A 25,251-nucleotide genomic window follows, 5' to 3' on the forward strand; every position below is an offset into this window, starting at 1 on the left:
AAGCCGGCTCCCTGTTCGGGCGCTGGGTTTCACCGTTCCTGCGACCCCGGTTCGCTGTTATTGAATAACAGGGAAGTACCAATCATCCCTTTGATACTACAGGATTAATTGGGGCGATTTGACCCAAGATCCGCCCGATAGCAGGGAAAGAAAAATTCGTTCCCTGTTATTTCGCTGTTATCCGCCCCGAACAGCGAAAGTCACTGGCCGCTGGCAAGGATCCCGAGTGACCTGAACCGGCTGGACAAGCGCCGCGTACGGGGCGAGAGGAACGCCGTCTTCCCTCCGTACGAGGCCTGCATGCACCCGCCCGCCCGCGCAACCGTTCCGATCGGCCGGCATGGCTGAGGCCGGCGCGGGTCCGCCCCTTGTCCGCTGGGCGTTGCTGCTGGCGCTGTCGGCGGCGTTCGCCGGCGTGCTGGAGGCGTTGCGCTTGCCGGCGGGTCTTTTGCTCGGCCCGATGATCGCGGCGATCCTGCTCGCGACGCGTGGCCAGGGCGTCACCGTCCCGCCGCTTTCCTTCCAGGCGGCGCAGGCGCTCGTCGGGCTGCTCGTGGCCCGCTCCTTCACCGCCGGCACGGTCAGCACCGTGATCGAGCATTGGCCGGTCTTCTTCGCCGTCACCGCCGCGACGCTTTGCGTCGGCGTGGGCATCGGCCTGCTGATCGGACGGCTCGGCTGGCTCCCGCCCAGCGTGGCGGTGTGGGGGTGCATGCCCGGCGGCGCGGCGGCGATGGTGCTGATGGCGCAATCCTATGGCGCGGAATGGCGGCTGGTCGCGGTGATGACCTATAGCCGCGTGGTGTGCGTCGCGGGCACCGCCTCGATCGTCGCGGCGCTGGTCGGCGCGCATGGCGGCATGGAGAGCCCGACCGCCGACTGGTTCCCGCCGATCGATCCGGTGGCCTTTGCCGCGACGCTCGCCATCGCCGCGATCGGCGGATGGCTCGGCGTGCGCTTCAAGCTGCCCGCCGGCGCGATGATCGGCGCGATGCTGCTCGGCACGGCGCTCAACATCGCCGGGCTGGTGCGCTTCGACCTGCCGGGCTGGCTGCTCGCGGCGAGCTATGCGATCGTCGGCTGGCGCATCGGGCTGCACTTCACCCGCGAGATCGTCCGCGCCGCCGCCCGCGCCCTGCCGCGCATCCTGCTGTCGATCCTGCTGCTGATCGGCATTTCCGCCAGCATTGGTTTCCTGCTCGCGCATTTCGGCGGCGTCGATCCGATCACCGCCTATCTTGCGACTAGCCCCGGCGGCATGGACTCGGTCGCGATCATCGCGGCCTCGACCAGGGTCGACGTGCCCTATGTGATGGCGCTCCAGGCGCTGCGCTTCTTCGCCTGCGTGATCCTGGGGCCGGCACTGGCGCGGTTCGCGGTGCGGCGGCAGGGCGAGGCGCTGGGCTGAAGATCAAGCGCGAATATCGTCCACGTCCATTGAGTGGTGCAGGACGCGCAAAACGCGAACCGTGTTGCCCGCGATCTCGTAGAAGATACGATGCCGGCGATAGGATAGCGACCGGACATCCTTGCCGGCTTCCTCAGCCAACCGGCCAAGCCGAGGATTTGCCAAAAGCCGGTCGAAGCTGTCGTGGAAGCCGAAGAAATAGTCGGTTGCGACGGAATCGCCGAAGCGGATCGTGCTATAGGTCAGGATTTCGTCAAGGTCGTTTTCAGCCGTTGGACTGAGCTCAAGCCGCGTCACGACGCTTCCGATTTGCGTCGTAGATTTCCTGAAGCGTCCGAGTTCCTACCCCAGAAGCCCGGCCCACCTCGATCGCGGCCTGAAGCTTGGCTAGCTTCTCCGCACGATCCTGGTCGCGCTGCATCAACTGCTGAACATAATCCTCAACGCTCGCAAACGCGCCCGATGCAACCCGCGCCTCGGCCAACGCGAGTTCCTCATCCGACAGATCAATTATCATCCGCGCCATCGGAGCAAACTTATCATTGCGCCCGAAGCGGGACAAGGATCAGCGCATCAGCACCAGCTCCTCCGCCATGGTCGGATGCAGCGCGACGGTCTCGTCGAACGCCGCCTTGGTCAGCCCGGCCTTCACCGCGATCGCGGCCCCCTGCAGGATCTCGGGCGCATCCGGGCCGATCATGTGCAGCCCCAGAATCTTGTCCGTCTCGCTGTCGCAGACCATCTTGTAGAGCGCACGCTCGTTGCGGCCCGCCAGGACGTTCTTCATCGGGCGGAAGTCCGAGGTGTAGACCTTGACCGAGCCGAACTTCATCTTGGCCTGGCCTTCGGTGAGGCCGACGCCGGCCATCGGCGGATGGCTGAACACCGCCGAGGGGACATTCTCGTAATCGACCCGGGTCGGCTTGTTGCCGAACATCGTGTCGGCAAAGGCCTGGCCCTCGCGGATCGCGATCGGGGTCAGCTGGATGCGGTTGGTCACGTCGCCCACCGCATAGATGCTGTCGCAGGTGGAGCGGTTGTCGTCGTCGACCACGATCGCGCCCTTGGCGTCGATCTCGACGCCGGCCGTCTCCAGACCGAGATCGGCCGTATTGGGGTCGCGCCCGGTCGCGAACATCACGCAATCGACGATGATCGGCTCATGGCCTGACATGCTCACCTTCAGGCAGCCATCGTCCATCTTCTCGATGCCCTGGAAATCGGCGTGGAAGCGGAATTCGAGCCCCTTCATCATCGAGATCTGGAGCAGCCGGTCGCGGATCTGCTCGTCATAGCCGCGCAGGATCACGTCGGTGCGGTTGATCAGCGTCACATGCGCGCCGAACTGGTGGAAGATGCCGGCGAACTCGTTGGCGATATAGCCGGCGCCGGCGATCAGGATCCGCTTCGGCACCGCGTCGAGATGAAACGCCTCGTTCGAGGTGATGCCATATTCCCTGCCGGGGCAGTCAGGTACCGAGGGAGTCGCGCCGGTCGCGACGAGGATGGTCTTCGCCGTGACCTCGCGCCCGCTCGCCAGCCGGATGCCGTGCGGGCCGGTGATCGTCGCACGCTCGGCGATGATCTCGACCTTGTTGTTGGTCAGCGTGTCGGTATAGGCGGCGTTGATCCGGTCGACCTCGTCGAGCACGTTCCGGGTCAGCACTTTCCAGTCGAAAGCGCAGTCGTCGGGCACGTTCCACCCGAAACGCCGCGCATCGGCCAGGTCCTCGGCGAAATGCGCGCCATAGACGAGCAGCTTCTTGGGCACGCAGCCGCGGATCACGCAGGTGCCACCGACACGATATTCCTCGGCGACCGCGACCTTCGCGCCGTGCGCCGCCGCGACGCGCGACGCGCGGACGCCGCCGGAGCCGGCACCGATGACAAAAAGGTCGTAGTCATATTTGGCCTCGGCCATCTCATATTCCTCATCACCCCGGACTCGATCCGGGGTCCATTCTTCCACAAATACCGCCGTGCCTTACGGCTATTGCTCGCCGAACGCTCGCTTGATCAGGTCCTCGGTGGAGACGTCGAACGTCTGCCCGCCCTCTCCCGCTGCCTTGGCCATTTCCTTGCCCAGCTCCACCCCGAACTGGTCGAACGGGTTGATGCCGAGCAGCACGGCGTTCACGAAGGTGCGCTGCTCGTAAAAGGCCAGCAGCGCGCCGAGCGTGCGGGCATCGAGATCGTCGAGCAGGATAGTCGAGCTGGGCCGGTCGCCCGAATAGCTGCGGGCCGGGTCCTTGTCGTTGGCCCGCCCCTTCATCAGCGCCGCGCCCTGCGCGAAGGCGTTGAGCAGCAACTGGCGGTGATGGTCCTCGGCCAGGCTGTCGCCCGGCTCGATCACCGCGACGAACTCGACCGGCACGAGGTGCGTGCCCTGGTGGAGCAGCTGGAACACCGCATGCTGCGCGTCGGTGCCGACGCCGCCCCAGGTGATCGCCGCGCTCGGCCGGCCAAGCGGCTGGCCGTCCACGGTCACGCCCTTGCCGTTCGATTCCATCTCGAGCTGCTGAAGATAGGAAGGAAGCAGCCGCAGCCGCTCGTCATAGGCGAAGGTCGCGCGCGTCTCGGCGTGGCGGACCTGCGTGTAATAAAGATCGGCGAAGGCCGCGAGCGCCGGGGCGTTCTCGCTGAGCGAGGCAAGGCGGAAATGCCGGTCCATCTCGGCGGCGCCGTCGAGCAGCTGCTCGAAACAGTCCCAGCCCAGCGCCAGCGCGGCAGGAAAGCCGATCGACGACCAGAGCGAATAGCGCCCGCCGACCGATTCCATGAAGGGCAGCACGCGCGTCTCGTCCACGCCCCATTCGACGGCCTTGTCGGGCGAGGCCGTCAGCGCGACGACGCGGCCATAGGGGTCCTCGACGCCGCCTTCCTGCATCCATTCGAGCACGCTTTCCGCGTTGAGCATGGTCTCGGTGGTGGTGAAGGTCTTGGAGGCGATGACGAGCAGGGTCGCGGCCGGATCGAAGCGGCCGAACGCTTCCTCGAGCGCGACGCCGTCGACGTTCGAGACGATCGCGGTGTCGTATCGCCCGGATTCCCGGCCGAGCGCATCGACCAGCAGGTCGGGCCCAAGCGCCGAGCCGCCGATGCCGACATGCAGGACATGGCGGATCGGCCCGAGCGCTTCGGCCTCGATCGCGTCGATCAGCGCGCGCATGCGGGCGTGGAAGGTCATGGCCAGGCCGACATCCTCCGCCTTGCCCTCGCCGCGCTCCGCGGTGTGGGTCGCCGCGCGGCCTTCAGTGACGTTGACGATCTCGCCCGCGAAAAGGGCCTCGCGCTTGCCGGCGAGGTCCTGCGCCCTGGCCAGCGCCTCGAAATCAGCGATCGCCTCGGGCGTCAGATGCGTTTTGGACCAGTCGAAATGCAGGCCGGCGACGTCCAGGCTGAGCTTCTTCAGCCGGTCCGGATCGTCGGCGAACAACGCCTCCAGCCGGGGGGAGGGCAAGGCTTCGATCGAGGTCCAGTCTGCAGCCATGGAAAACATCTCCGCTAATCGATGCCGTCAGGTAGTCGCGCGGCGCGCATTATACCACCTCGAACCCACCAGTCTTTTTCGCCGGGCGCCCCATTCCGAGCGTGCCGCCCCCCTCATTCTCCCGCTCTCGAGCCCTGTCCCGGCACGGCCCGGCTTGACGCCTCGCCCCCGCCACCGCAAACCGCCGCGCATGGCCGATACCGACATGCCCGCACCCGACCCCGCCCCCGGCGCGACCCTCACGCCGCCCAAGCCCAGGTCGGAAACCCGCGACACCATCCTGTTCCTGGTGAAGCTGGTCATCGCGGTGCTGATCTTCCGCAGCTTCATCTTCTCGCCGTTCAACATCCCGTCGCAATCGATGCTGCCGCGGCTCTACATCGGCGACTATCTGTTCGTGTCGAAATGGAATTACGGCTATTCGCGCCACTCGCTGCCGCTCAGCGTGCCGCTGATCCCGGGGCGCATCTTCGGCCGCGATCCGACACGCGGCGACGTGGTCGTGTTCCGCGATCCGACCGGCGACCATGACGTGATCAAGCGCGTGATCGGGCTGCCCGGCGACACGATCCAGATGCGCCACGGCCAGCTGATCCTGAACGGCACCGCGGTCCCCAAGGATCCGGTCGCCGACTTCACCCTGCCGATCACGCCCAATTATCCGGCGGGCAGCGAATGCCCTTCCGAATTCCTCGACAATGGCCGTGATGGCAAACCGATCTGCCGCTATCCGCAGTTCCGCGAGACCCTGCCCAACGGCAAGTCCTATATGGTGCTCGATCGCGGCGAGAATGACGAGGCGGACAATACCGGGCTCTATTCGGTGCCGGCGGGCCGCGTCTTCGTCATGGGCGACAACCGCGACGACAGCGGCGACAGTCGCTTCCCCGCCCCCGCCGATGCCCTGCCGGGCCAGCCGAGCGGCATGGGCTATGTCCCGATGGACCGGATCGAGGGCAAGGCGGTCGTGACCTTCTTCTCCACTGACGGCTCCGCCAACTGGTTCCTGCCCTGGACATGGTTCTCCGCGGCGCGCTGGTCGAGGATCGGGGAAGGCTTTTGAGCGGAGCGCTCTCAGACTGGATCAAGGAAAGTTTCGGCCACAAGCCCCGCGACCTGGCCGGGTACGAACGCGCGCTGACTCATGGCAGCCAGGCCGCGGCGAATTACGAGCGGCTCGAGTTCCTGGGCGACCGGGTGCTCGGCCTCGTCATGGCCGAATGGCTGTTCGAGACCTTTCCCGGCGAGCCCGAAGGGGCGCTGTCGAAGCGGCTGAATGCGCTGGTGACGGGCGCGGTCTGCGCCGACGTGGCGCGCGACATCGGCGTGAGCGCGCAGCTCAAGCTCGGCAAACAGGCGCGCGACGACGGCGCGGCCGACAGCGACAATGTCCTTGGCGACGTGATGGAGGCGCTGATCGGCGCGCTCTATCTCGATGCCGGGCTCGAGCCGGCGCGCAAGGCGATCCGCAAGGCCTGGGGCGACCGGGTAAAGACCCAGGGCGCGGCGGCGCCGCAACATCCCAAATCCGCGCTGCAGGAATGGGCGGCGGCGAACAACCGCCGCACGCCCGCTTATGACGTGGTCGACCGGTCCGGCCCGCACCATGCGCCGCGCTTCACGGTCAAGGCCTCGATCGGCGCGCTGGCCGAGGCGACCGCGACCGGCAGCTCCAAGCAGGAAGCGGAAACCGCGGCGGCGGCGGCGCTGCTGGAGAAGCTGACCGGCTAGCCGCGCGGCGCCGGCACCGCTGCCGACAAAGGGCCGGAACGATACCTGGCCCGCAGCCATCCCTGCCCAGGCCTTAACGCTTTGCTTACCAACGCCGCGTATCCCCGCGCCAAGGGCGGGGGGACAACATGGCGTCGAGGGCAACCCAGTATCGCACCGTGCAGGCGGCGTCGCTCGATGGCCGCGCCGCGCCGCGCCACCCCGTGCAGGTCACCCGCGTGACGACGCAGGCGCACCGCGGAAAGCCGTCTCATGCCATGTTGTGCGACGTTTCGCCTTATGGCTGCCGCATCCTGTCGCCGGTCCAGCATCCACCGGGCGAGCGCCTGCTGCTCAGGCTGAATGGCGGCACGGCGATGGCCGCGACGGTGATCTGGTGCTCGGACGGGCGGATCGGCTGCCGCTTCGACGAGACCCTGCCGCGCGAGACGATGCGGGGGCTGATCATCGCCTGACCGGCGGGCGTCCGCCTGCGCGGTTGCCCGGGCCGCCGAAGCGCCGGTTCAGCGGGCTTCGACAAAACCCGACGCAAGGGGTACAGGTGGTGCTTCCCATTCGCCCCGGCCCCGGTCGGGACGTTGATCACCTGAGGTTTAGATGACTGAACAACATTGCGGCCTCGTGGCCGTGCTCGGCGCGCCCAATGCCGGCAAATCCACCCTGGTCAACGCGCTGGTCGGCCAGAAGGTCGCGATCGTCAGCCCCAAGGCGCAGACGACGCGCGCCCGGCTGATGGGTGTCGCGATCGAGGGCGAGACCCAGTTGCTGCTGGTCGACACGCCCGGCATCTTCGAGCCCAAGCGCCGGCTCGACCGGGCGATGGTCTCGGCCGCCTGGGGCGGGACCGAAGGCGCCGACGTGATCGCTCTGGTGGTCGACGCCAAGGGCGGGCTCGGCCCCAAGGTGATCCCGATCGCGGAGTCGATCGCGTCGCGCGCCGAGCCGAAATATCTGATCCTCAACAAGGTCGACCTGGCCGACAAGGCGAAGCTGCTGCTCCACGCCGAGAAGCTCAACGGCATCGTCGATTTCGCCGAAACCTTCTTCGTCAGCGCCTCGACCGGCGATGGCCTGCCCGAGTTGAAGCGCGTGCTGGCCAAGGCGATGCCCGAGGGGCCGTGGCATTTCCCCGAGGACCAGGTGTCCGACGCGACCGAGCGCAGCCTCGCCTCCGAAGTGACGCGTGAACAGCTCTATCTCCAGCTCCATGCCGAGCTGCCTTATGCCAGCGCGATCGAGACCGAGCAGTATAAGGAACGCGAGGACGGCTCCGTAGAGATCCACCAGCAGATCCTGGTCGAGCGCCCGACCCAGCGCGCGATCGTGCTGGGCAAGGGCGGCGCGCGGATCAAGGAGATCGGCGCCCGGGCCCGCGCCGAGCTGAGCAACATCATGGGCCGCCCGGTGCATCTCTATCTGCACGTAAAGGTGAAGCCCGGCTGGGATGACGAGCGGGATATCTACCGCGAGATGGGGCTCGACTGGGTGGAGTGACCCTTGCGCCGAACCGCTTCTATCGGTTCATCACGTCGCTGAGGCTGAAGCCGCGCGCGATGCGCTGCTCCTCGCAGCGTTCGGCCCCCAGACCGGCGGAGAGGGCCGCCAGGGCCGCGTCCAGATCATGCCGACGGCCACACAGGAAGATGTCGGCCGCGGCATAGTTGCGCTCGGGCCAGGTGTGGATCGAGATATGCGATTCGGCGAGCAACGCCACGCCGGTCACCCCCTGCCCCGCGCCGAACCCGTGGAGCCGAAGGTCGAGCAGGGTCGCGCCCCCCGCCACGACGGCGTTCCGAAGCGCGGCGTCGACCCGATCGATATCGTCGAGACCGGTGCAGCCGAACAGGTCGGCGAGGAGATGCGTGCCGCTGTAATCCACGTGCGTTCCTAGATCAGCATGTCTTCATAGGGAATGCCCAGATGCGCCATCGCGTCCTGTGCCGCCTGGGTGCCGCGATAATGCGCCTCTTCGAACAGCGAGAGGCCGCTCAGGTCCGAATGGGCGAAGAACAAGGGCGGCCGCGGCTTGGCCGCTTCCTCGCGCGCGCCGCTCCAGAAGAAACCGGGCACCGGGCGGATCATCGCATGGCCCCAGCGCCAGATATCGATGCGCGAGATCGCGCCTTCGAGGTCGGGATTGGTCTGGAGCAGATCGTCGCGGACCATGGCCTGCCAATAGTCGAGCGGACGGTCGAGCAGCGCGCGGCGGGCGTCCGCGGGGGGCATGTCGGACAGCGGCAGATACCAGCTCAGCACGGTCGGCCCCGGCACGGTGCCGAGCGACTGGTGCGTCGCGACGACATAGCCGAGCGATCGGCTGGTCCAGGACACGTTGTCCCAGGCAAGCTCGAACCCGTTGCCGGCGGGCGGGCGATCGACCGTGACATTGGCGACGATCCAGGGGGCGTAGCCGAACTGCCCCTCCGCCATCGCACCCGGCGGCAGCAGCCGGCGCGTCACGAAATGCGGCGTGGCGAGGATCGCGCTGCGGGCAATGACGCGTACGGACTCGCCGGACGCAACGTCGAAGCAATCGATTTCCATCCCCGCCGCGACGGGCCGCACGCGATGGACGATCCGGCCGCAATCGATCTGCGCCTTGAGCCGTTGCGCCATGCGCCCGACGAGATGCCCATTGCCCTCGGGCCAGGTCAGCACCGTATCGCCGGCGGTGTTGGCGGCGATGCCGCGCCGGCCGGCGAAATAATGGATGCCGGCCCAGGCCGAGACCTGATCGGGCTCGGTGCCGTAATCGTCGCGGCAGGCGTAGCGGACATGGCCGCGCAGGATCGGCGAGCGCCAGTTCTTCCGGTCGAGCCATGCGGTGAAGCTGACCAAGTCGAGCGCCAGAAGATCGGGGTCACGCGCGCTGAAGGCCATCGGCAGCGCGAAGGCGGGGCGGCCCTGCGCATCGCGACGATCGCGATAGGCGGCCATCGCGGCGAAGAAGGCGTCGAGGTCGTGGCGATCGGCGGGGGTCAGGCCGACCGTCGGGATCAGCCCTTCCTGCCACTTGCCGAGGTTGAGCAGCCGTTCGTCGGGATCGGAGACGATCTGATAGGGGTCGAACAACGGCTTGCCGTCCTGATGGCCGGTGACGATGCCGAGCTTTTCGAGCAGCCGCACCACGCCCTTCGCCTCGGCATTGGGGATCGGCAGATAATGCGCGCCGAGCGGATAGGCGGAGACGGCGTTGCGGCCCGACCGGGCATTGCCGCCGGTGCGGTCCTCCAGCTCGAGCAGGCGGAAATCGGTCATGCCGGCTTCGGCCAGCGCCCAGGCGGCGGACAGGCCGGCGACACCTCCGCCGAGGATGGCAATACCGATGTGGATTTCGCGTTTGGGCGCCGGGAAGGTCGCGCCGTCGCGCAGGCGGTGGCCCCGGGTGAAATCGGCGCCGCTCAGCGTGCCGGGCATGGGCTTGTCGCGCGCCTGCCACGCGACGGCTCCAGCGCCGATCGCCGCAGCGGCGGTGACCGAGCCGGCGATCAGGGTGCGGCGGGATACGGCCATGCCGTCAGCCCTCGTACACGGCCCACTCGGCCTCGAACTCGCGGACCAAAGCCTGGTTGTCGAGCCGGTTCACCGGCACCGCACGGCGTGCCATGTCGGGCGGGAAGGTGAAGGCGAGCGCATCCGTCTGCGGCGTGAGAAAGCGCAGGCCCTGTGGCAATGGCCCGGGCCGGCCGATCGGTTCGTTCGAGGCGAGCACAAAGCCCCATTCGCCGAAGCTCGGCACATAGACATGATAGCCGCGGGTGATCAGGCCCGCCGCCTCGAGCGTGGTCGCGACTGTCCAATAAGCGCGCGGCGCGACGAGGGGCGAGGTGCTCTGCACGCTGACCACCGCGCCCGGCGCAAGTGCCCTGGCCAACTCGCGATAGAAGCTGACGGTGTAGAGCTTGCCGATCGCGAAATTGGTCGGATCGGGGAAATCGACAAACACCGCATCGAACCGCCGCTGGTTCTCGCGCAGCCAGCGAAAGCCATCGGCATTGATCACGTGCACCTTGGGCGAGTGGAACGCATCATGGTTGAGCGCCGACAGCATCGCGCTGTTGCGGAACAGGCTGGTCATCTCGGGATCGAGATCGACCAAGGTGACCGAGGCGACGCCCGGATATTTCAGGATCTCGCGCACCGCGAGCCCGTCGCCGCCGCCGAGCACCAGGATGTCGCGCGGGTTGTGTGCCCGACTCATCACCGGATGCACCAGCGCCTCATGGTAGCGATATTCGTCGCGCGAGGAGAATTGCAGATTGCCGTTGAGATAGAGCCGCAAATCGCCCGCGCGCTTGGTGATGACGACGCGCTGATAGGGCGTCGACGCCGCATAGAGGATCGGATCGCCGTAAACCCCAACCTCGGCCGCGCGCTGCAGCTTTTCGGAGACGAGGAAACCCGCGGCGAGCCCGATCCCCACCAGAATGCCGACGATCAGTTCCGTGCGCAGGCGTCTTTTGACCGGCAGCATGAGGATCAGCGCGATGGCGACGGCGACATTGGCGAGGCCGAACAGGAAGCCGGTGCGCATCAGCCCGAGCTGCGGGACGAGCAGCAGCGGAAACAGCAGCGAGGCGGCAAGCGCGCCGACATAGTCGAAGGTCAGCACCTTCGACACGAGATCGCCGAATTCCAGCCGGTCCTTGAGGATGCGCATCAGCAGCGGGATCTCGAGCCCGACCAGCGCGCCGATCACCAGCACCAGGCCGTAGAGCGGGATGCGGAAATCGGCGACGCGGTCGAACAGCAGGAACAGCACCGCGGCCGAGGCCCCGCCGATCGCCGCGATCAATATCTCGACCCGGACGAACACGGCGAGCTCGTCGCGCTTCACATAGCGCGAGCACCAGGAGCCGATGCCCATGGCGAACAGATAGGTGCCGATGACGATCGAGAATTGCGTGACGCTGTCGCCGAGCAGGTAGCTCGCCAGGGTGCCGGCGAGCAGCTCGTAGATCAGCCCGCAGGTGGCGACGACGAAGGCGGAAACCAGCAGCGCCGCACCGAGGCGCGATGGCCGGGCAAAATCCCCGGCCGGGCCGTCATCCATGAATCGCCGCCGCGATGATGATCGCCAGCGCGATCGCGACCGACCCGGCCAGGATGGAGATCGCGATATTGCCCTTGCAGACCTCGCCCCACAGATCGACCGGGGTCACCCGGTCCCACAGCCAGAAGCCGAGGACGAAGATGACCAGGCCGATGCCTGCGTAAACGAGGGTGGCCAGCAGGACTGCGGTGGTGAGCATGGGATACCCTTCTCGCTATTTGTGGGTGGGGCCATAGGCAGTGCGCACGAACCCGCGCGTGCCGCCCTGGGCGAAGGGAGAGAAGCCGTTCATCGTCGCATAGGTGAACCCGCCGACGACCAGCAGGCAGAATATGCCGTAAAGGATCGAGGATTTGCTCATTCGTCGTCATCCTCGGCGACTGGGCTCAACCGCCGCTGCTCGAAGCCATAATGCCGGAAGATCGCTATCGCCGGCCAGATCAGCAGCAGGATCAGCCCGAGCAGCACGTTTCCGCCGAACATGCCGCCCCGCGCGACGTAGATCTCCACCGGAATCACTTCGGGGCCGCTATAGGTGGCGTAAATGGACGCGCCCGGCGCCCAGCGATGGCCGCTTGCCTCGACGACCAGATCATAGGTCCCGGGCGGGATGCTCGACAGCTTGATGCTGGGCGTGGTGTCGCCCTCGCTCCAGGCGCCGTCGCTGTCCCGGCCGCTATAGCGCTCGGCCACGGTCGAGGCATCGAAGCTTTGCTGAGTGCGACGGTCGACCAGCGAATAATCGAGCTCGATCCAGCTATTGTCGAGCTGGTCCGCGCGGGCGCCGATACGCACGGCGGTGTTGCGCCCGGGAAGCTCAATCCCGCGGACGACCTGAGTCACCGGCGCGCCGCCGATCGCGACCTGCATGTCGGCGCTGGCGGCCCGGGTCGATCCGCCACCCATCATCGCGATCAGCAACAGCGTGACCGCCGCGATCGCGCCGAGGATCACTGCCTCGACCATCTTGTCGCGATAGGGCGAGGGCTCGTGCGGCGACGGCGTGCTGTATTCGCGGCGGCGGCGCTCGATCCCGAAGGCCTTTTCCGCCTCGCCCCAGTCGAGCATGAACAGCCGGGTCCAGGTGCGCTCGCTGTCATTCTCCTCGCAGGAGATCATCTTGCCCGGGCGGACATAGTCGCTGACCCGGACATGCTCGCCCTCGGCGACCCGCCAGTAAAATTCGCCGACGACGAACTTCACCCAGGTCGGGTAGCGCGTGCCGAAGCGTTCATAGCCCTCGCTATCGAGCTGAAGCTGGCCCCAGTCATAGCCGAGCAGCCGATCGAGCAGGAAACCGATGCTGAAGCGCCGCCCGTCGTCGAGCAGGAAGGCATAGCCCTGATAGGGATTGAACAGCAGATATTCGGACCAGCCGCCCCCACCATCCGATTTCTCGAGATAGCCGACCACTTCCCACATCGTGCCGCGCAGTTCCGCGCGGGTGCCGAGCGGGATGAGCGGAACGCGCATCGCCGCGGTTGCCCGGGCGATGATACGCAGATCGGGGTCGGTCGCGTCGAGCGTGGTGCCGCAATGCTCGCAGATCAGGCTGACGGTATAGCCCGCCGCGCGCAACGATATCGTGCCGCCGCACTGGGTGCAGGACAGCGCCCGAACGGTCGATAGCGCGTCGCTCACGCGGCGAACCGCGGCATCGGCCAGCCCTCGAACGCGCGCAGCCCGGTCGCCTTGAGGTCGCCCAGCGTGACGTAGCGGCCGGCATAGACCAGCACCTCGCCGCGCTCCTTCTGGATGCTCGCGCAGTGGCCATCGGGCGCCATCAGATCGATGCTCTTCGCGGTGAGCCCGGCCGGCGTGCTGAACGGCAGTTCGCCGTCGCCACCGGCGCAGCTTGCTTCCTTCACGTCAGTGACGGTGTAGGCGATTCCGTCGATCGTCGCCTCGCTGCCGAGTTCGACCTCCTGATCGTCGCGCAGGCTCCGCACTGCGCCGGTGCGCATACCGCTATGGTCGATCTGGCGGAGCAGCATGTAGCGGCCCATCGCCTCGCCGATCCAGGCGGTCGAGCCGTCATCGAACAGCGCGAGCCATTCGTTCCAGCCGCCATCGGTCCAGCGCCAGCGCGCGCGACCGATCAGTTCGAAGCCGACCCCGCCATCGGTGCCGCGCACGCCGAGCTGCAGCGGGCTGACATCCTCCGGCACTTCGGCGATCTTGCCCATTGCCTGCAGGATGTCGCCCTTGCGGACCAGCGAGCTGCGGCAATAGTCGCAGACCTTCACCGGCAGATCGGCCGACCGGAAATGCACCGCCGCACCGCAATTGGGGCAATTCGCGTCGATCACGAAGGATCAGCCGATCTTGGCCAGCAGTGCCGCCTTTTTCGTATCGAACTCGGCCTGAGTGATCGCACCGGCGGTCATCAGGCGGTGGAGCTTCTCGATCTGCTGATAGGGGTCCTCGCCCGGCTGCGCCGCGCCGGCCTGGCCGAAGCCGCCCGCCATGCTCTGCCCGATCGCCATGCCGGCCGCGGCACCCGCGCCGATCCCGGCGACACCACCCGACTGGGCCGCGGCGGTATCGATCGCCTCGGCGGTCTGGAAGCGGACATACCGATCGACATCGCCGACCACGCGCATCGAGCTCGCCTTGTCGAGATGCTCCTGCACGGCCTCGGGCAGCGACAGGCTCTCGACGAAGAAGCTGCAGCATTTCAGGCCCCACGCCTCGAACGCCGGCTCGACCGCGGCGAGCAACCGCTGCGACATCGCGCTTTGATCCGCCGCGAGGTCGACGAACGCGATCGCCCCGCCGCCCAGCGCGGTGGCGAGCGCCGTGGTGATCGCACCGCGAAGCTGCGGCTCGATATCGGCGACGGTCAGTTTCTCGAGCGTGCCGAGCAGCTTGGCGGCGAACACCGGCACATTCTCGACCCGGAAGGAATAGCTGCCGAAAGCGCGGATACGCAGCGGCCCGAATTCCTTGTCGCGCACCGTGATCGGCTGCGCCGTGCCCCATTTTAGCCCGGCCTGCTCGCGCGAGGTGAAGAAGAAGATGTCCGACTTGAAGGGCGAGGCGAAGCCCTTGTCCCAGTTCCTCAGCGCGGTGAGGAGCGGCATGTTGCTGGTTTCGAGCGTGTGCAGCCCGGGCAGGAACACATCGGCGATCTGGCCTTCATTATAGAAGAACGCCTTCTGCCCCTCGCGCACGGTGAGCTGCGCGCCGGTCTGGATCTCGCGATCCTGCATCGGGTAACGGACGGCGAGCACACCGGGCTCGTCCACCCAATCGATCACATCGACGAACTGCTTCGACAGGAAATCCAATATGCCCATGGTCCAACTCCCTTGGCGGCCAATCTAGGGCCTTTCGCCTGGAGGTGAAACGCAAAACGGAATGGCGCGGACCGCCGACGGCGCGAGCGCCGCGCTCCCTGTACCTGGCCTTGATCCTGGCCGGTAACAGGGCAGAACAGCGTGAAGATTTTTTCTTGCCCTGTTATTTCCAACTTTGTTGGAGATATTTTCCATATATTTCAAAATATTGATGGTCGCCTGCCCTGTTCCTGAAGAACAGGGCGAACGTCCCGCGGAACAGGGCGGGCCCATACCGTTAACAGGGCAAGGTCGCCGTAGCAGGGACGGATGAGGCAATGATGCCGCGACCGTCATGAGAAAGAGCGCGCCGGATTTTCGTCACTCTCCGGCCAGCCTCCATGGTGCAGCGATTCGGATCGCGGTTGAATCGATCGACGACATATTTCGACCAGGCGGAGTGACCCTCATTCCTCCCCCTCCCCAAGCTAGCTTGGGGAGGAATGAAGAAGCTCCTTCACCCATGCCGGCACCAGCTCGCTCGCGGCGCCGAGTCGCGTCTCGTGGAAATAGCCGCTGCCGGCCGAGGGTTCGAGGTTCATCTCCAGCGTCTTCGCGCCGTGATAGCGCGCGGTCTGGACATAGCCCGCGGCGGGATAGACCGCGCCCGAGGTGCCGATCGAGACGAACAGATCGGCATCCGACAGCGCCCGTTCGATCCGGTCCATGTCGTACGGCATCTCGCCAAAGAACACGATGTCGGGCCGCATCACCGGCGCGCCGCACGTGTCGCAGCGCGTGCCGGGCGGCATGTCGCCGGTCCAGGGCGTCCGTGCCGCGCAGGCAGCGCAAAGCGCCGAGTTCAGCTCGCCATGCATGTGCAGCAGCCGCGTCGCCCCGGCCCGCTCATGCAGGTCGTCGACATTCTGCGTGACGATCAGCAGCTCGCCCGGCCATGCGGCATCGAGCCGCGCCAGCGCGCGGTGCGCCGCATTGGGCTCGACCGTTGCCAGCGCCGCGCGGCGGGCGTCGTAGAAACGGTGGACCAGATCGGGATCCTGCGCGAGCGCCTGGGGCGTGCACACATCCTCGACGCGGTGCCCCTCCCACAATCCGCCCGGCCCGCGAAAGGTCGCGAGGCCGCTCTCGGCGGAGATGCCGGCGCCGGTGAGGATGACGATGTTGCGGATACCGGTCACCACGGCGATGGCGGGTCGGGCGTAATTCGAGGCCTCCCTTTCCACTCGTTTATCGTTTCTGAGGCGTTCGTCAGCATGGCATCAAGCTGAGTTTGCGCCCCAGTCCAGCTTTTCTCCAAGCCATTTTCAGTGTCGTCGTTCGCGTCAATCGCGCGCGCATAAACCAAGACTTCGTCAGGCTCGAACCTCTCGACGCTGATCTGGAAACATTCGAAAGGCGGATCGCCCGGTGTGTAGAAGAAGCGCGCTGGCGCACCGTTCCACTTAGAAAAAAGCGTGGAGCCGAGACGCGCCACCCATCTCTCGATGACCGGATCGATGTCGGTATAATCCATTCACGGAGACTTGACCCAATCGCGCCCATTTCGCAACGCCGTCAACGCAGCGCGCCGATAATCAATTATCGGAAGCCCACCTCTTCGCGACCCGGTGCCCCTCCCACAATCCGTCCGGCCGGCAGAAGGTCGCGAGGCGGCCCTCGCGGACACCAGCGCCTGTCAGCCGCCTATGGTTCGATCGGCACGACATAGCTCTTGACGCCGGACACCCCGGACTCGGCGTAAATGCCCATCAGCACATCGCCATAGATGCTGTTGCCGGTGGTGATGCTTGAGCCGGGAAAGGCATAGGGCACCCAGGTCGCGTCGCTGAACGAGCCGTCCGGATTGACCTCGATCGAGGCGAAAAGGGCTAGTGAGCCCGACGAGCCGCCGGCGAGGTTGAAGCCCTTCGGCGTCGCCACGATCCCTTCGAAATGCGTCACCAGGTGCGGCTGGTCGAGATAGCTGTAGAGCTTCAAATGGCTGAACGCGCGCGTCACCGAATCATAGCTGACGACGAAGCCCTGGTTGACGCCGCGCCCGTCGCGCGTGCCGCCGACGATGGTGTAGCGCGTGCCGCCGATCTCGTTCTGCCAGATGCCGTACGCCGTGGTCAGGGTGCAGCCGGGGAAGTCGAACAGGCGCCACGTGCCCCTGGCGATATCGAAGATGAAGGCGTTGGCGGACAGAGGGACGTCGAGCAGGTCGTAATTGCCGACCACCAGAGTCCCCATCGTGCTGTGCGCGATGGTGTTCCACACCGTCTGTCCGCCGACCTCGCTGCCCGGCACCTCGAGCGACGACCAGCCGCCATCGCCCTGCGGCGTGCCCTGATAGACCATGCCGCAATTGCGCGCGCTGCCGCCGCCATATTGGTAGCTGCCGACCGCGCGGACCCGGCCCTTGCCGAGATCCGGATTGAACACATAGGTGTCGGGTCCGTAGAAGGTCGCGCTGGTCACCTCCCGCCCCTGGATCGCGGGGGTGAGGAGGCAGATGCCCGTGCTGTCTGTCGGATAGAGCGGGCCGAGATAGAGCAAGGCGCTGGTCACGCCGTCGCTCACGCTCGACCCGGTCAGCACGACTTCGCTGCCGGCCCAGCCGCGCACGCCGGTGACGAGCTGATTGGGACCCAGAATCGTGGAACCATCGGCCATGTTTTCTCTCCCGTCGGGTCAGCGCGACGGCACCATGCCGTACGACCATCGCCTTTCCGCCGGCGGTGCCGGGGAAAGGCGGATCGGATATCGCTGACGACTTCTGACACTGATAGTGTCAATTGTTTCGGGCGGGAAGCACAACAATATCCAGATCCGCTGCGATCGGCGTGATCGCCTCGCGGACATCGCGGCGTTCCGGGTCGATATAGCCATTTTGGCGATATCGTTCCGATCCGGTCCTACCTTGACAAGAATCGCCCTGCGGACTACCAGTCCGTGATAGCGCTACCATCGGCGCTGACCGGCCATCCGACATGAAGCGGAGGCACGAGGAGGGGTGAGATGATTTCCAACGAACGCCAGAATACTCTTCGCACGACGCTGCTCGCCGCAGGGTCTCTATCGGCGATGATGATCGCGCTACCAGCGGCGGCGCAGTCACCGCCCGCGGCGCAGGACCAGACGGTGAGCCAGGAGGACGACACCAGCGCCGACATCGTCGTCCAGGGCTATCGCGCCAGCCTGGAGAGCGCGACTCAGGCAAAGAAGAACGCAACCGGCTTTTCGGATGCGATCTTCGCCGAGGATATCGGCAAGTTCCCCGACACCAACATCGCCGAATCGCTGAACCGGGTGCCCGGCGTGACGATCAGCCGCGACATCACCGGCGAGGGCCTGCAGGTCACGATCCGCGGCCTCGGCACCAACTTCACCCGCGTATTGCTCAACAACGCGCCGATCGCCGTCGCCTCGACCGGCCGCGACGGCGCGCAGAGCACCAACCGCGAAGTCGATCTCGACGTGTTCCCGACCGAGCTGTTCACCAGCCTGACCGTCAACAAGAGCTCGGTGCCCGATATGCTCGAGGGTGGTGCCGCCGGCACTGTCAACCTGCGCAGCGCGCGGCCGTTCGATCGCGAAGGCACCCGCGTCACCTATTCGGGCCAGGCGACCAATATCAGCAATAGCGGCAAATGGGGCTATCGCGGCTCCGTGCTCGCCAGCACGACGATGGGCGATGTCGGCGTGCTGGTCGGCTTTGCCGGGGTGCGCAACCAGGTCAACGTCAACGGGTACGAGACGGTCGGCCTGACCAACCCCAATCTGTCCACGCCGCAGAGCATCGCCGGCGCCGGCAACACGCCCACCCTGGCGCAGATCGCGGCGGCGCAGTGCCGCACCGCGCCCTGCAACGCCACCGGCGGCGGCAACTTCACCGTTCCCGGCTCCGTGCCCTCGAACGCGGGCATCCCCGGCGTGGCCGCCGGCACCGTGATCAACCAGGATTTCCTGCTGGCCCAGAACCCCGGCGCCAATATCGGGCAGATCGACAACGGCCTGCTGCCGCGCCTCGGCCGCCCGGTGACCGAGTTCGGCACCAAGGACCGGATCAGCTTCATCGGCAGCCTGGAATATAAGGGCGAGAGCCTGCACGCCTATGTCGACGGCATGTATTCCAAGAAGAACAACGATCTGCGCCGCATCGACATGAACTGGGTGGGGCGCAACGGCGCGGTCATCCCGGTCAACACGCACTATGACCGGAGCGACTGTTCGGCCGGCTGCGTGGTGACCAAGGGCACTTATTACAACGCGCAATTCTTCCTCGAATACCGGCCGTTCATCGAGGATACGAGCTATTGGGGCGTGAACCCCGGCGTGGAATGGGAAGCGACCGACACGCTGAAATTCAACCTCAACGCCAATTACACCCGGAGCAAGTTCCACCGCGAGGTGCCGACGGTGCTGGTCAGCACGCTCGCCAATTCGGGCGTCACGGTCGAATTCGACAACACGGCGGGCGGCATTCCCAACATCAAGTCGAACATCAACCTCAACGATCCGAGCAAGTTCGGCTGGCCGGGCGGGCGCGTGAACATCCAGGACGAATATCGCACCACCAAGACCAAGGGTGTGCGCGGCGACCTGACCTGGGGCGACACCCATCTGAACCTGAAGGCCGGCGGCGCCTATGACGATGTCTCGCGCAGCATCAGCGCGACCGACAACACCCAGGCGTTCCAGAATGCGGTGTGCGGCGATCGGCCGAGCGTGTTCGTGCCCGGCCCCAACACCCAGCCGCCCTGCGAGGGCCTCAACACGGCGACGCCGGGGGCGGGATATCCGACCTATCCCGCGCTCGGCACCGGCTTCTCGCGCGGGCTCGGCCCGCTCAGCTATGGCGGGTCGCTGATCCCGAACAGCGCGCTGCCGGGCTATCTGCAGCCCGGCTCGTTCGGCTTCATCACGGTCGACTGGGAGAAGTTCAAAAAGGCGTCCAATTATGACGCGTTCCACGATGCGTCGCCGCCGTCGACCGGATCGAACACCGGCGCCTCGGGCGGCTATGTCCGCGAAAAGACGCTCGGCTTCTATGGCGAAGTGAATGGCGACGTGCCGGTCGCGGGCGAGCGCCTGACCTTCAATGCCGGCCTGCGCTGGGTGAAGACCGACCAGCAGATCGGCGGCTATGTCTCCATCTCCGATCCGCGCAACGCGCAGGACCCGGACGGTGCCGGGCCGCTGCCCGCCGCCTGCCCCGGCGCCGGCAATGCGCGCGACGGATCCTGCTACCCCAATATCCTGAACTTCGTGTACACCAAGGCCAAGTACGAGAACTGGCTGCCGTCCTTCACCACGGCGTTCCATATCGACGACAAGGCAGTGCTGCGCATGGCGGTGTCGCGCACCATGACCCGGCCCAACCCATCGTCGATGCTGCCCGGCCTCAACTTCTCCAGCCCATCGGCCGACACCGGCAGCGTCGGCAACCCCTCGCTGCAGCCGTTCATTTCGACCAATATCGATTTCGGCGCGGAATATTATACCGGGCAGGAAGGCTATATCGGCATCGCCGCCTTCCAGAAGGACGTGACGGGCTTCACCGTCAACGGCAACGTCACGGTGCCGTTCACCGCGCTGGCCGCTTATGGCGTGACCTTCGACACGCTGTCGCCGACCCAGCAGGCCGCGATCAATTCGCGGGGCGGCGCGGGGGCTGCCACGGTGGTGCTGACGCAGCAGGTCAACGCCAGCGGCGTGCTGACGGTCAAGGGCCTGGAGGGCAATTGGGTGCAGCCGCTCGATTTCCTGCTCGGCCGCTATCTCGGGCTCAACGGCTTCGGCTTCAGCGCGAATATCACGCTGATCGACCAGAAGGGATCGGGCGCGGCGCCGGCGATCGCGACGGGCATTGCGCCGACGACCTATAATATCACCGCCTATTATGAGCGCGGCGGCATCTCGGCGCGGCTGTCGACCACCTTCACCGACGGCTTCGTCTCCTCCGGCACGAACCAGAACGGCATCCCCGCCGCGGCGCTGTACAGCGACAAATATCAGCAATGGGATTTCGGCAGCTCGCTCGATCTCGGGGAGATCTTCGGCAACAAGCGGCTGCCGGAGCTGACCTTCGACGTCCAGAACATCTTCAAGGAACGTCAGCGCAGCTATTTCCAGTTCGAAAACGCGACCTTTTCGGATTTCAACCCGGGCCGCCAGGTCATGCTGGGCCTGCGCGGACGCTTCTGATCCGTCGCAGCATGGCGCGCTTCCCCGGGGGCCGGCCGTTCATCGGCCGGCCCCTTTTTTCGTCCGGCTGCCGGACGGGCGGATGATGTTCCGCATTCCGAGATTCCTGACACAAACATTGAAACTTTGTCATGTTGCGATTTGACACGGATCCGCAACGTTATCGCAGCAAAAGAGTCACACTGCCTCCATAGGCCAGCCCCGCGCCGATCGGCGGCGTCAGGGAAAACCAGATCAATGTCGACCTCCACGAAGCCGCAGCGGCTGCTGCTCGGCGTGAGCATGCTTGCGCTTTCGATTCTCTCCACCGCCGCTCATGCGGAAACCGCTCCAGCAGCGACGCCCGCCGACGAGACGCCGGCCGACCAGAAGCCGAAGACCGACCTGGCCGAAGGCTCCGACATTGTCGTGACGGCGACCCGCGCGAACGAGATCGCGCCGGTTACCGCCTCGCTGCAGACCACCCAGCCGCAATCGGTGATCTCGCGCTCGTTCATCGAGGATTCGCTGCCCGCGAGTTCCGACTTCAACCAGATCGCGCTGATCTCCCCCAGCGTCTCGGGCTATGGCAATGCCAACGGCCCGGGCCTGTCCGAGTCCAAGGCGCAGATCCGCGGCTTCCAGGACGGCGAATATAACGTCACCTATGACGGCGTGCCGTTCGGCGACACCAATGATCCGACGCACCATTCGAACACCTTCTTCCCGTCGAACACGATCGAGACGCTGATCGTCGATCGCGGCCCCGGCAATGCCAGCCAGCTCGGCCAGGCGACCTTCGGCGGCAACATCAACCTGTTCTCCCGCGCGACGCGCGAGGATGCCAGCATCGAGGCCAAGGGCAGCTTTGGCAGCTACAACACCTGGATGCTGCGCGGCGTCGCGCAGAGCGGCGCGATCGACAAGCTCGGCGGCACCGAGATCGTCCTGAGCGGCCAGCATATCGGGTCGGACGGCGCGCGCACCTTCAGCCCGTTCCGGTCGAACAACGTCTTCGGCAAGGTGATGATCCCGATCGGCCCCGACGCGAAGCTGACGATCCTCGCCACCTATAACGAAAATACCTTCAACCAGCCCGACAAGGACGGCGCGACGTTGTCGCAGGTCGCGAAATACGGCAAGAATTTCAGCCTGAACGACGACCCCAATTCGCAGACCTATTACGGCTACAACCACACCCACAAGACGACCGATTTCGAGGTGGTGAAGTTCGAGGCGACCATCGCGCCCAATTCGATCTTCGAGAACCGCGCCTATACCTACAGCTATGACAACGAGACGCTGAGCGGGAACGACGTGACCCTGTTCGCGACCGCAAGCGCCGCGGACATCGCCAAGGCCAATGTCTATACGCCGGTCAATGGCGTGGCCACGACCGCCCCCGGCGTGCCGGGCTATACCAAGACCAACAAGTACCGGATGTTCGGCGACATCGCCAAGACGCGGATCGACTTCGGCTTCGGCGCGATCACCGCGGGCGCGTGGATCGAATGGTCCAACACCTATCGCCAGCAACGCGACGTCAACCTGGTGACCGGCGCGCCCAACTATGTCGAGAAGAAGGTCATCGATCCGGTTTCGGGCCTGACTACCCCGCAGAACATCAAGTTCGACCAGAACAGCCACACCAACCACACCGAGGAATTCGTCGAACTGGAGCTGCGCCCGATCGAAGGGCTGAAGATCACCCCGGGCTTCAAGCATGTCGATTTCAACCGCCGGATCGACGCGCTGTACAACCAGACGACCCGCATCCCGCAAAAGCTGAGCGACACCTATAGCGCCAACCTGCCCTTCGCCACGATCAACTATGCGGTCAGCGATCGGCTGGCGGTCTATGCCCAGTATGCGCGTGGCTTCCTCGCCCCGTCGCTGGGCGTGCTCTATGTCGCCAATCCCGCGCTCTCGACCGTCGAGCCCGAGCGCTCGACCAACTATCAGGCCGGCGTCGTCTATCACGGCGGCAATCTTTCGATCGATGCCGATGTCTACAAGATCGACTTCACCAACAAGTTCGCGTCGATCAACGCGCCGGTCGCCAGCGACGGCGTGATCTGGGTCAACCAGGGCGCCGTCCAGTACAAGGGCATCGAAGGCCAGGTCACCTATGCCCTGCCGCACGGCATCGCCGTCTTCGCCAACGGGTCGCGCAACTATGCCAAGACCGACAATGCCAGCGGCCCCAAGCTCCAGGTCGCCAATGCGCCCGAATGGACCGCGGCCGCCGGCATTCTCTACAAGAACGGGCCGATCCGCTTCTCGCTGATCGACAAATATACCGGCCGGCAATGGTTCGCCGATCCGTCGGCCGTGACCAACGCCAACATCGCCACCGCGCTTCCGGTGTACAACAGCTATCGCAGCAATGGGTATAACAGCGCGATCCTGTCCGCACGCTACGATATCGGCCCGGTGCGGGTCGGCTTCGAGGTCAACAACCTGTTCGATTCGCAGCGGGTGACCAATATCAATACGGGCAAGACCGCACCGTTCGACCAGTATTTCTACCAGACGGGACGGTCCTATACCGGCGACATCACGCTGACCTTCTGATGAAGCTGATGCTCCTGGCCGTGGCGGCGCTTGCCGCCGCGGCCCCCGCCGCCGACAAGGCGCCGGCCCTGCTCGGCGATCTCGATCCGGTCCGCGTGCTGCCGCCGCCGCCCGTCGCCGGCAGCCCGCAGGCACTGGCCGAACTGGCGGAGCTCCGCGCGATCGAATCGGCGCGGTCGCCGGCCGACGAAGCCGATGCCCGTAGCGACGGCGACACCAAGAACGGATCGATCTTCGCCGCGGCGCTCGGCCCCGGCTTCGAGCTGGCGAAACTGCCCGCGACCAGCGCCCTGCTCGACATGGTCCGCGCCACGGAAAAGGCGACGGTCGATCGCGGCAAGGACGAATTCAGACGGCCGCGGCCTTATAGCGTCGATCCGGCGCTGAAGAGCTGCAAGCGCAACGACGATCCGCTGTCGAGCTATCCGAGCGGCCACACCTCCATGGCCTTTTCCATGGGCGAAACCCTGGCGCGACTGGTGCCCGAAAAGGCCGGACCGATCCTCGCCCGTGCCGCGCGCTACGGCCAGAGCCGCATCGTCTGCGGCCAGCATTTCCGCAGCGATGTGAGCGCGGGGCAGATGCTCGGCCTGCTGATCGCGGAGCGGCTGATGGCGGAGCCGCACTTCCGGAAAGCGTTCGACGCGGCGCGCAGGGAGCTGGTCGCGGCGGGGATCGCGGCGGCCGAGTAAATTTGCCGGCCACCCTGTCCCAGTACGGTCGATCTGTGGCAAGGACGCCGGAAATCATCAGGCGCGGGAAGAGGGTCATGACCACCATCGGCATCATCGGCAGCGCGGGGCGCATGGGCCAGGCGCTGGCCCGGGTCGCGCCCGATCTCGGCGCGACGATCTCCGGCGGAATCGATGCCGGCGGCGATCCGTCGACGCTCGCCAAAGGATGCGAGGTGCTGGTCGATTTCTCCGCGCCCTCGGCACTCGAGGCGAATCTCGCCGCCGCGGTCGCGACCGGCACGCCGATCCTGGTCGGCACCACCGGCCTCCAGCCTTCGCATCACGCCATGATCGACGAGGCGGCACAGCGGGTCGCGGTGCTGCAGACGGGCACCGTCTCGCTCGGCGTCACGCTGATCGCGCGGCTGGTGCGCGAGGCCGCGGCCCGGCTCGGCCCCGACTGGGACATCGAGATCGTCGAGACGCATCATCGCCACAAGGTCGACGCGCCGTCCGGCACGGCCCTGCTGCTCGGCGAGGCGGCGGCGGCGGGGCGCGGCATCACACTGGCCGAGGCGAAGGTGACCGACCGGGCCGGCCTGGTCGGCGCGCGCGCGGAAGGAACGATCGGCTTCGCCTCAGTGCGCGGCGGATCGGTCGCGGGCGACCATCAGGTGATCTTCGCCGGGACCGGCGAGCGCGTCGAGATCGGCCACCGCGCCGAGGACCGCACGATCTTCGCCAAGGGCGCGATCACCGCGGCGCTGTGGCTCGTCGACCAGCCCGCCGGGCGCTATCAGATGGCCGAGGTGCTGGGTCTTTGAAGGGCTTGGGTCTTTGAAGGGGCTGGGTCT

General features: G+C 66.2%; 24 protein-coding genes. 9 read left to right on the top strand and 15 right to left on the bottom strand.

The genetic code is table 11. The features are described from left to right. Positions 1-340: 340 nt before the first annotated feature. Positions 341-1,408: an AbrB family transcriptional regulator gene (locus ACZ1I5_RS16310; RefSeq protein WP_465170286.1), complete on the top strand. Its 1,068-nt coding sequence runs from the start codon at positions 341-343 to the stop codon at positions 1,406-1,408. A 3-nt stretch (positions 1,409-1,411) separates the two neighbouring features. Here the strand turns inward: ACZ1I5_RS16310 and ACZ1I5_RS16315 are convergent, their stop codons facing one another. The 4 genes from ACZ1I5_RS16315 to pgi form a co-directional block, all read right to left on the bottom strand. Next, the gene (locus ACZ1I5_RS16315; RefSeq protein WP_465170287.1) at positions 1,412-1,705 is read right to left on the bottom strand and encodes a type II toxin-antitoxin system RelE/ParE family toxin; all 294 of its coding nucleotides are present in this window, start codon (positions 1,703-1,705) and stop codon (positions 1,412-1,414) included. Continuing rightward, entirely contained in the window at positions 1,692-1,934 is a 243-nt protein-coding gene (locus tag ACZ1I5_RS16320) for a ribbon-helix-helix domain-containing protein (RefSeq protein ID WP_465170288.1), read from the bottom strand. Before ACZ1I5_RS16320 ends, ACZ1I5_RS16315 begins: the two co-directional genes overlap by 14 nt. A gap of 39 nt (positions 1,935-1,973) precedes the next feature. Next, positions 1,974-3,329 (bottom strand): glutathione-disulfide reductase, encoded by a 1,356-nt coding sequence (gor, locus tag ACZ1I5_RS16325; protein WP_465170289.1) that lies wholly within the window; start codon positions 3,327-3,329, stop codon positions 1,974-1,976. A 69-nt stretch (positions 3,330-3,398) separates the two neighbouring features. Beyond that, a complete protein-coding gene (gene pgi, locus ACZ1I5_RS16330) occupies positions 3,399-4,898 on the bottom strand; it encodes a glucose-6-phosphate isomerase (protein WP_465170290.1) in 1,500 nt (499 codons plus the stop codon). Positions 4,899-5,088: 190 nt separating this feature from the next. On the opposite strand from pgi, the gene lepB reads away from it, so the two are divergent. The 4 genes from lepB (at position 5,089) to era (ending at position 8,123) form a co-directional block, all read left to right on the top strand. Next, positions 5,089-5,961, top strand: coding sequence for a signal peptidase I (gene lepB / locus ACZ1I5_RS16335; protein WP_465170291.1), 873 nt, complete (start codon positions 5,089-5,091; stop codon positions 5,959-5,961). Continuing rightward, a complete protein-coding gene (gene rnc, locus ACZ1I5_RS16340) occupies positions 5,916-6,629 on the top strand; it encodes a ribonuclease III (RefSeq protein ID WP_465170292.1) in 714 nt (237 codons plus the stop codon). The genes lepB and rnc overlap by 46 nt, the downstream gene beginning before the upstream one ends. 128 nt (positions 6,630-6,757) lie before the next feature. Then, positions 6,758-7,084 carry a PilZ domain-containing protein gene (locus ACZ1I5_RS16345; RefSeq protein ID WP_465170293.1) on the top strand — a complete coding sequence of 109 codons (327 nt, stop codon included), beginning with the start codon at positions 6,758-6,760 and terminating at the stop codon, positions 7,082-7,084. Between the two features lie 142 nt (positions 7,085-7,226). After that, the gene (gene era, locus ACZ1I5_RS16350) at positions 7,227-8,123 is read left to right on the top strand and encodes a GTPase Era (protein ID WP_465170294.1); all 897 of its coding nucleotides are present in this window, start codon (positions 7,227-7,229) and stop codon (positions 8,121-8,123) included. Between the two features lie 19 nt (positions 8,124-8,142). Here the strand turns inward: era and speD are convergent, their stop codons facing one another. From speD to ACZ1I5_RS16405, 11 genes are all read right to left on the bottom strand, one after another. Beyond that, positions 8,143-8,508, bottom strand: a complete 366-nt coding sequence (gene speD, locus ACZ1I5_RS16355; protein ID WP_465170295.1) for an adenosylmethionine decarboxylase — start codon at positions 8,506-8,508, stop codon at positions 8,143-8,145. Between the two features lie 8 nt (positions 8,509-8,516). Further along, positions 8,517-10,142 carry an FAD-dependent oxidoreductase gene (locus ACZ1I5_RS16360; protein WP_465170296.1) on the bottom strand — a complete coding sequence of 542 codons (1,626 nt, stop codon included), beginning with the start codon at positions 10,140-10,142 and terminating at the stop codon, positions 8,517-8,519. Between the two features lie 4 nt (positions 10,143-10,146). After that, the gene (locus ACZ1I5_RS16365) at positions 10,147-11,682 is read right to left on the bottom strand and encodes a polyamine aminopropyltransferase (protein WP_465170297.1); all 1,536 of its coding nucleotides are present in this window, start codon (positions 11,680-11,682) and stop codon (positions 10,147-10,149) included. Then, the gene (locus tag ACZ1I5_RS16370) at positions 11,675-11,881 is read right to left on the bottom strand and encodes a DUF350 domain-containing protein (RefSeq protein ID WP_465170298.1); all 207 of its coding nucleotides are present in this window, start codon (positions 11,879-11,881) and stop codon (positions 11,675-11,677) included. Before ACZ1I5_RS16370 ends, ACZ1I5_RS16365 begins: the two co-directional genes overlap by 8 nt. A gap of 15 nt (positions 11,882-11,896) precedes the next feature. Further along, complete coding sequence (locus ACZ1I5_RS16375; RefSeq protein WP_465170299.1) at positions 11,897-12,043, bottom strand: hypothetical protein; 147 nt, start codon at positions 12,041-12,043, stop codon at positions 11,897-11,899. Beyond that, complete coding sequence (locus ACZ1I5_RS16380; RefSeq protein WP_465170300.1) at positions 12,040-13,323, bottom strand: DUF4178 domain-containing protein; 1,284 nt, start codon at positions 13,321-13,323, stop codon at positions 12,040-12,042. The genes ACZ1I5_RS16375 and ACZ1I5_RS16380 overlap by 4 nt, the downstream gene beginning before the upstream one ends. After that, the gene (locus ACZ1I5_RS16385; RefSeq protein ID WP_465170301.1) at positions 13,320-13,991 is read right to left on the bottom strand and encodes a DUF4178 domain-containing protein; all 672 of its coding nucleotides are present in this window, start codon (positions 13,989-13,991) and stop codon (positions 13,320-13,322) included. The genes ACZ1I5_RS16380 and ACZ1I5_RS16385 overlap by 4 nt, the downstream gene beginning before the upstream one ends. Before the next feature lie 6 nt (positions 13,992-13,997). After that, positions 13,998-14,981, bottom strand: a complete 984-nt coding sequence (locus tag ACZ1I5_RS16390) for an SPFH domain-containing protein (RefSeq protein ID WP_465170302.1) — start codon at positions 14,979-14,981, stop codon at positions 13,998-14,000. 467 nt (positions 14,982-15,448) lie between these two features. After that, positions 15,449-16,159: an NAD-dependent deacylase gene (locus ACZ1I5_RS16395; protein ID WP_465170303.1), complete on the bottom strand. Its 711-nt coding sequence runs from the start codon at positions 16,157-16,159 to the stop codon at positions 15,449-15,451. After that, the gene (locus tag ACZ1I5_RS16400) at positions 16,156-16,494 is read right to left on the bottom strand and encodes a hypothetical protein (RefSeq protein WP_465170304.1); all 339 of its coding nucleotides are present in this window, start codon (positions 16,492-16,494) and stop codon (positions 16,156-16,158) included. The genes ACZ1I5_RS16395 and ACZ1I5_RS16400 overlap by 4 nt, the downstream gene beginning before the upstream one ends. 170 nt (positions 16,495-16,664) lie before the next feature. Beyond that, on the bottom strand, positions 16,665-17,636 hold the full coding sequence (locus tag ACZ1I5_RS16405; RefSeq protein WP_465170305.1) for a hypothetical protein: 972 nt from the start codon (positions 17,634-17,636) through the stop codon (positions 16,665-16,667). A gap of 345 nt (positions 17,637-17,981) precedes the next feature. On the opposite strand from ACZ1I5_RS16405, the gene ACZ1I5_RS16410 reads away from it, so the two are divergent. The 4 genes from ACZ1I5_RS16410 (at position 17,982) to dapB (ending at position 25,221) form a co-directional block, all read left to right on the top strand. Then, positions 17,982-21,170, top strand: coding sequence for a TonB-dependent receptor (locus tag ACZ1I5_RS16410; RefSeq protein WP_465170306.1), 3,189 nt, complete (start codon positions 17,982-17,984; stop codon positions 21,168-21,170). 237 nt (positions 21,171-21,407) lie between these two features. Further along, positions 21,408-23,723: a TonB-dependent receptor gene (locus ACZ1I5_RS16415; protein ID WP_465170307.1), complete on the top strand. Its 2,316-nt coding sequence runs from the start codon at positions 21,408-21,410 to the stop codon at positions 23,721-23,723. Then, the gene (locus tag ACZ1I5_RS16420) at positions 23,723-24,415 is read left to right on the top strand and encodes a phosphatase PAP2 family protein (RefSeq protein ID WP_465170308.1); all 693 of its coding nucleotides are present in this window, start codon (positions 23,723-23,725) and stop codon (positions 24,413-24,415) included. Before ACZ1I5_RS16415 ends, ACZ1I5_RS16420 begins: the two co-directional genes overlap by 1 nt. Positions 24,416-24,492: 77 nt before the next feature. After that, on the top strand, positions 24,493-25,221 hold the full coding sequence (gene dapB / locus ACZ1I5_RS16425) for a 4-hydroxy-tetrahydrodipicolinate reductase (RefSeq protein ID WP_465170309.1): 729 nt from the start codon (positions 24,493-24,495) through the stop codon (positions 25,219-25,221). Positions 25,222-25,251: the final 30 nt, after the last annotated feature.

Source organism: Sphingomonas sp. BL-S-30, from assembly GCF_055521475.1.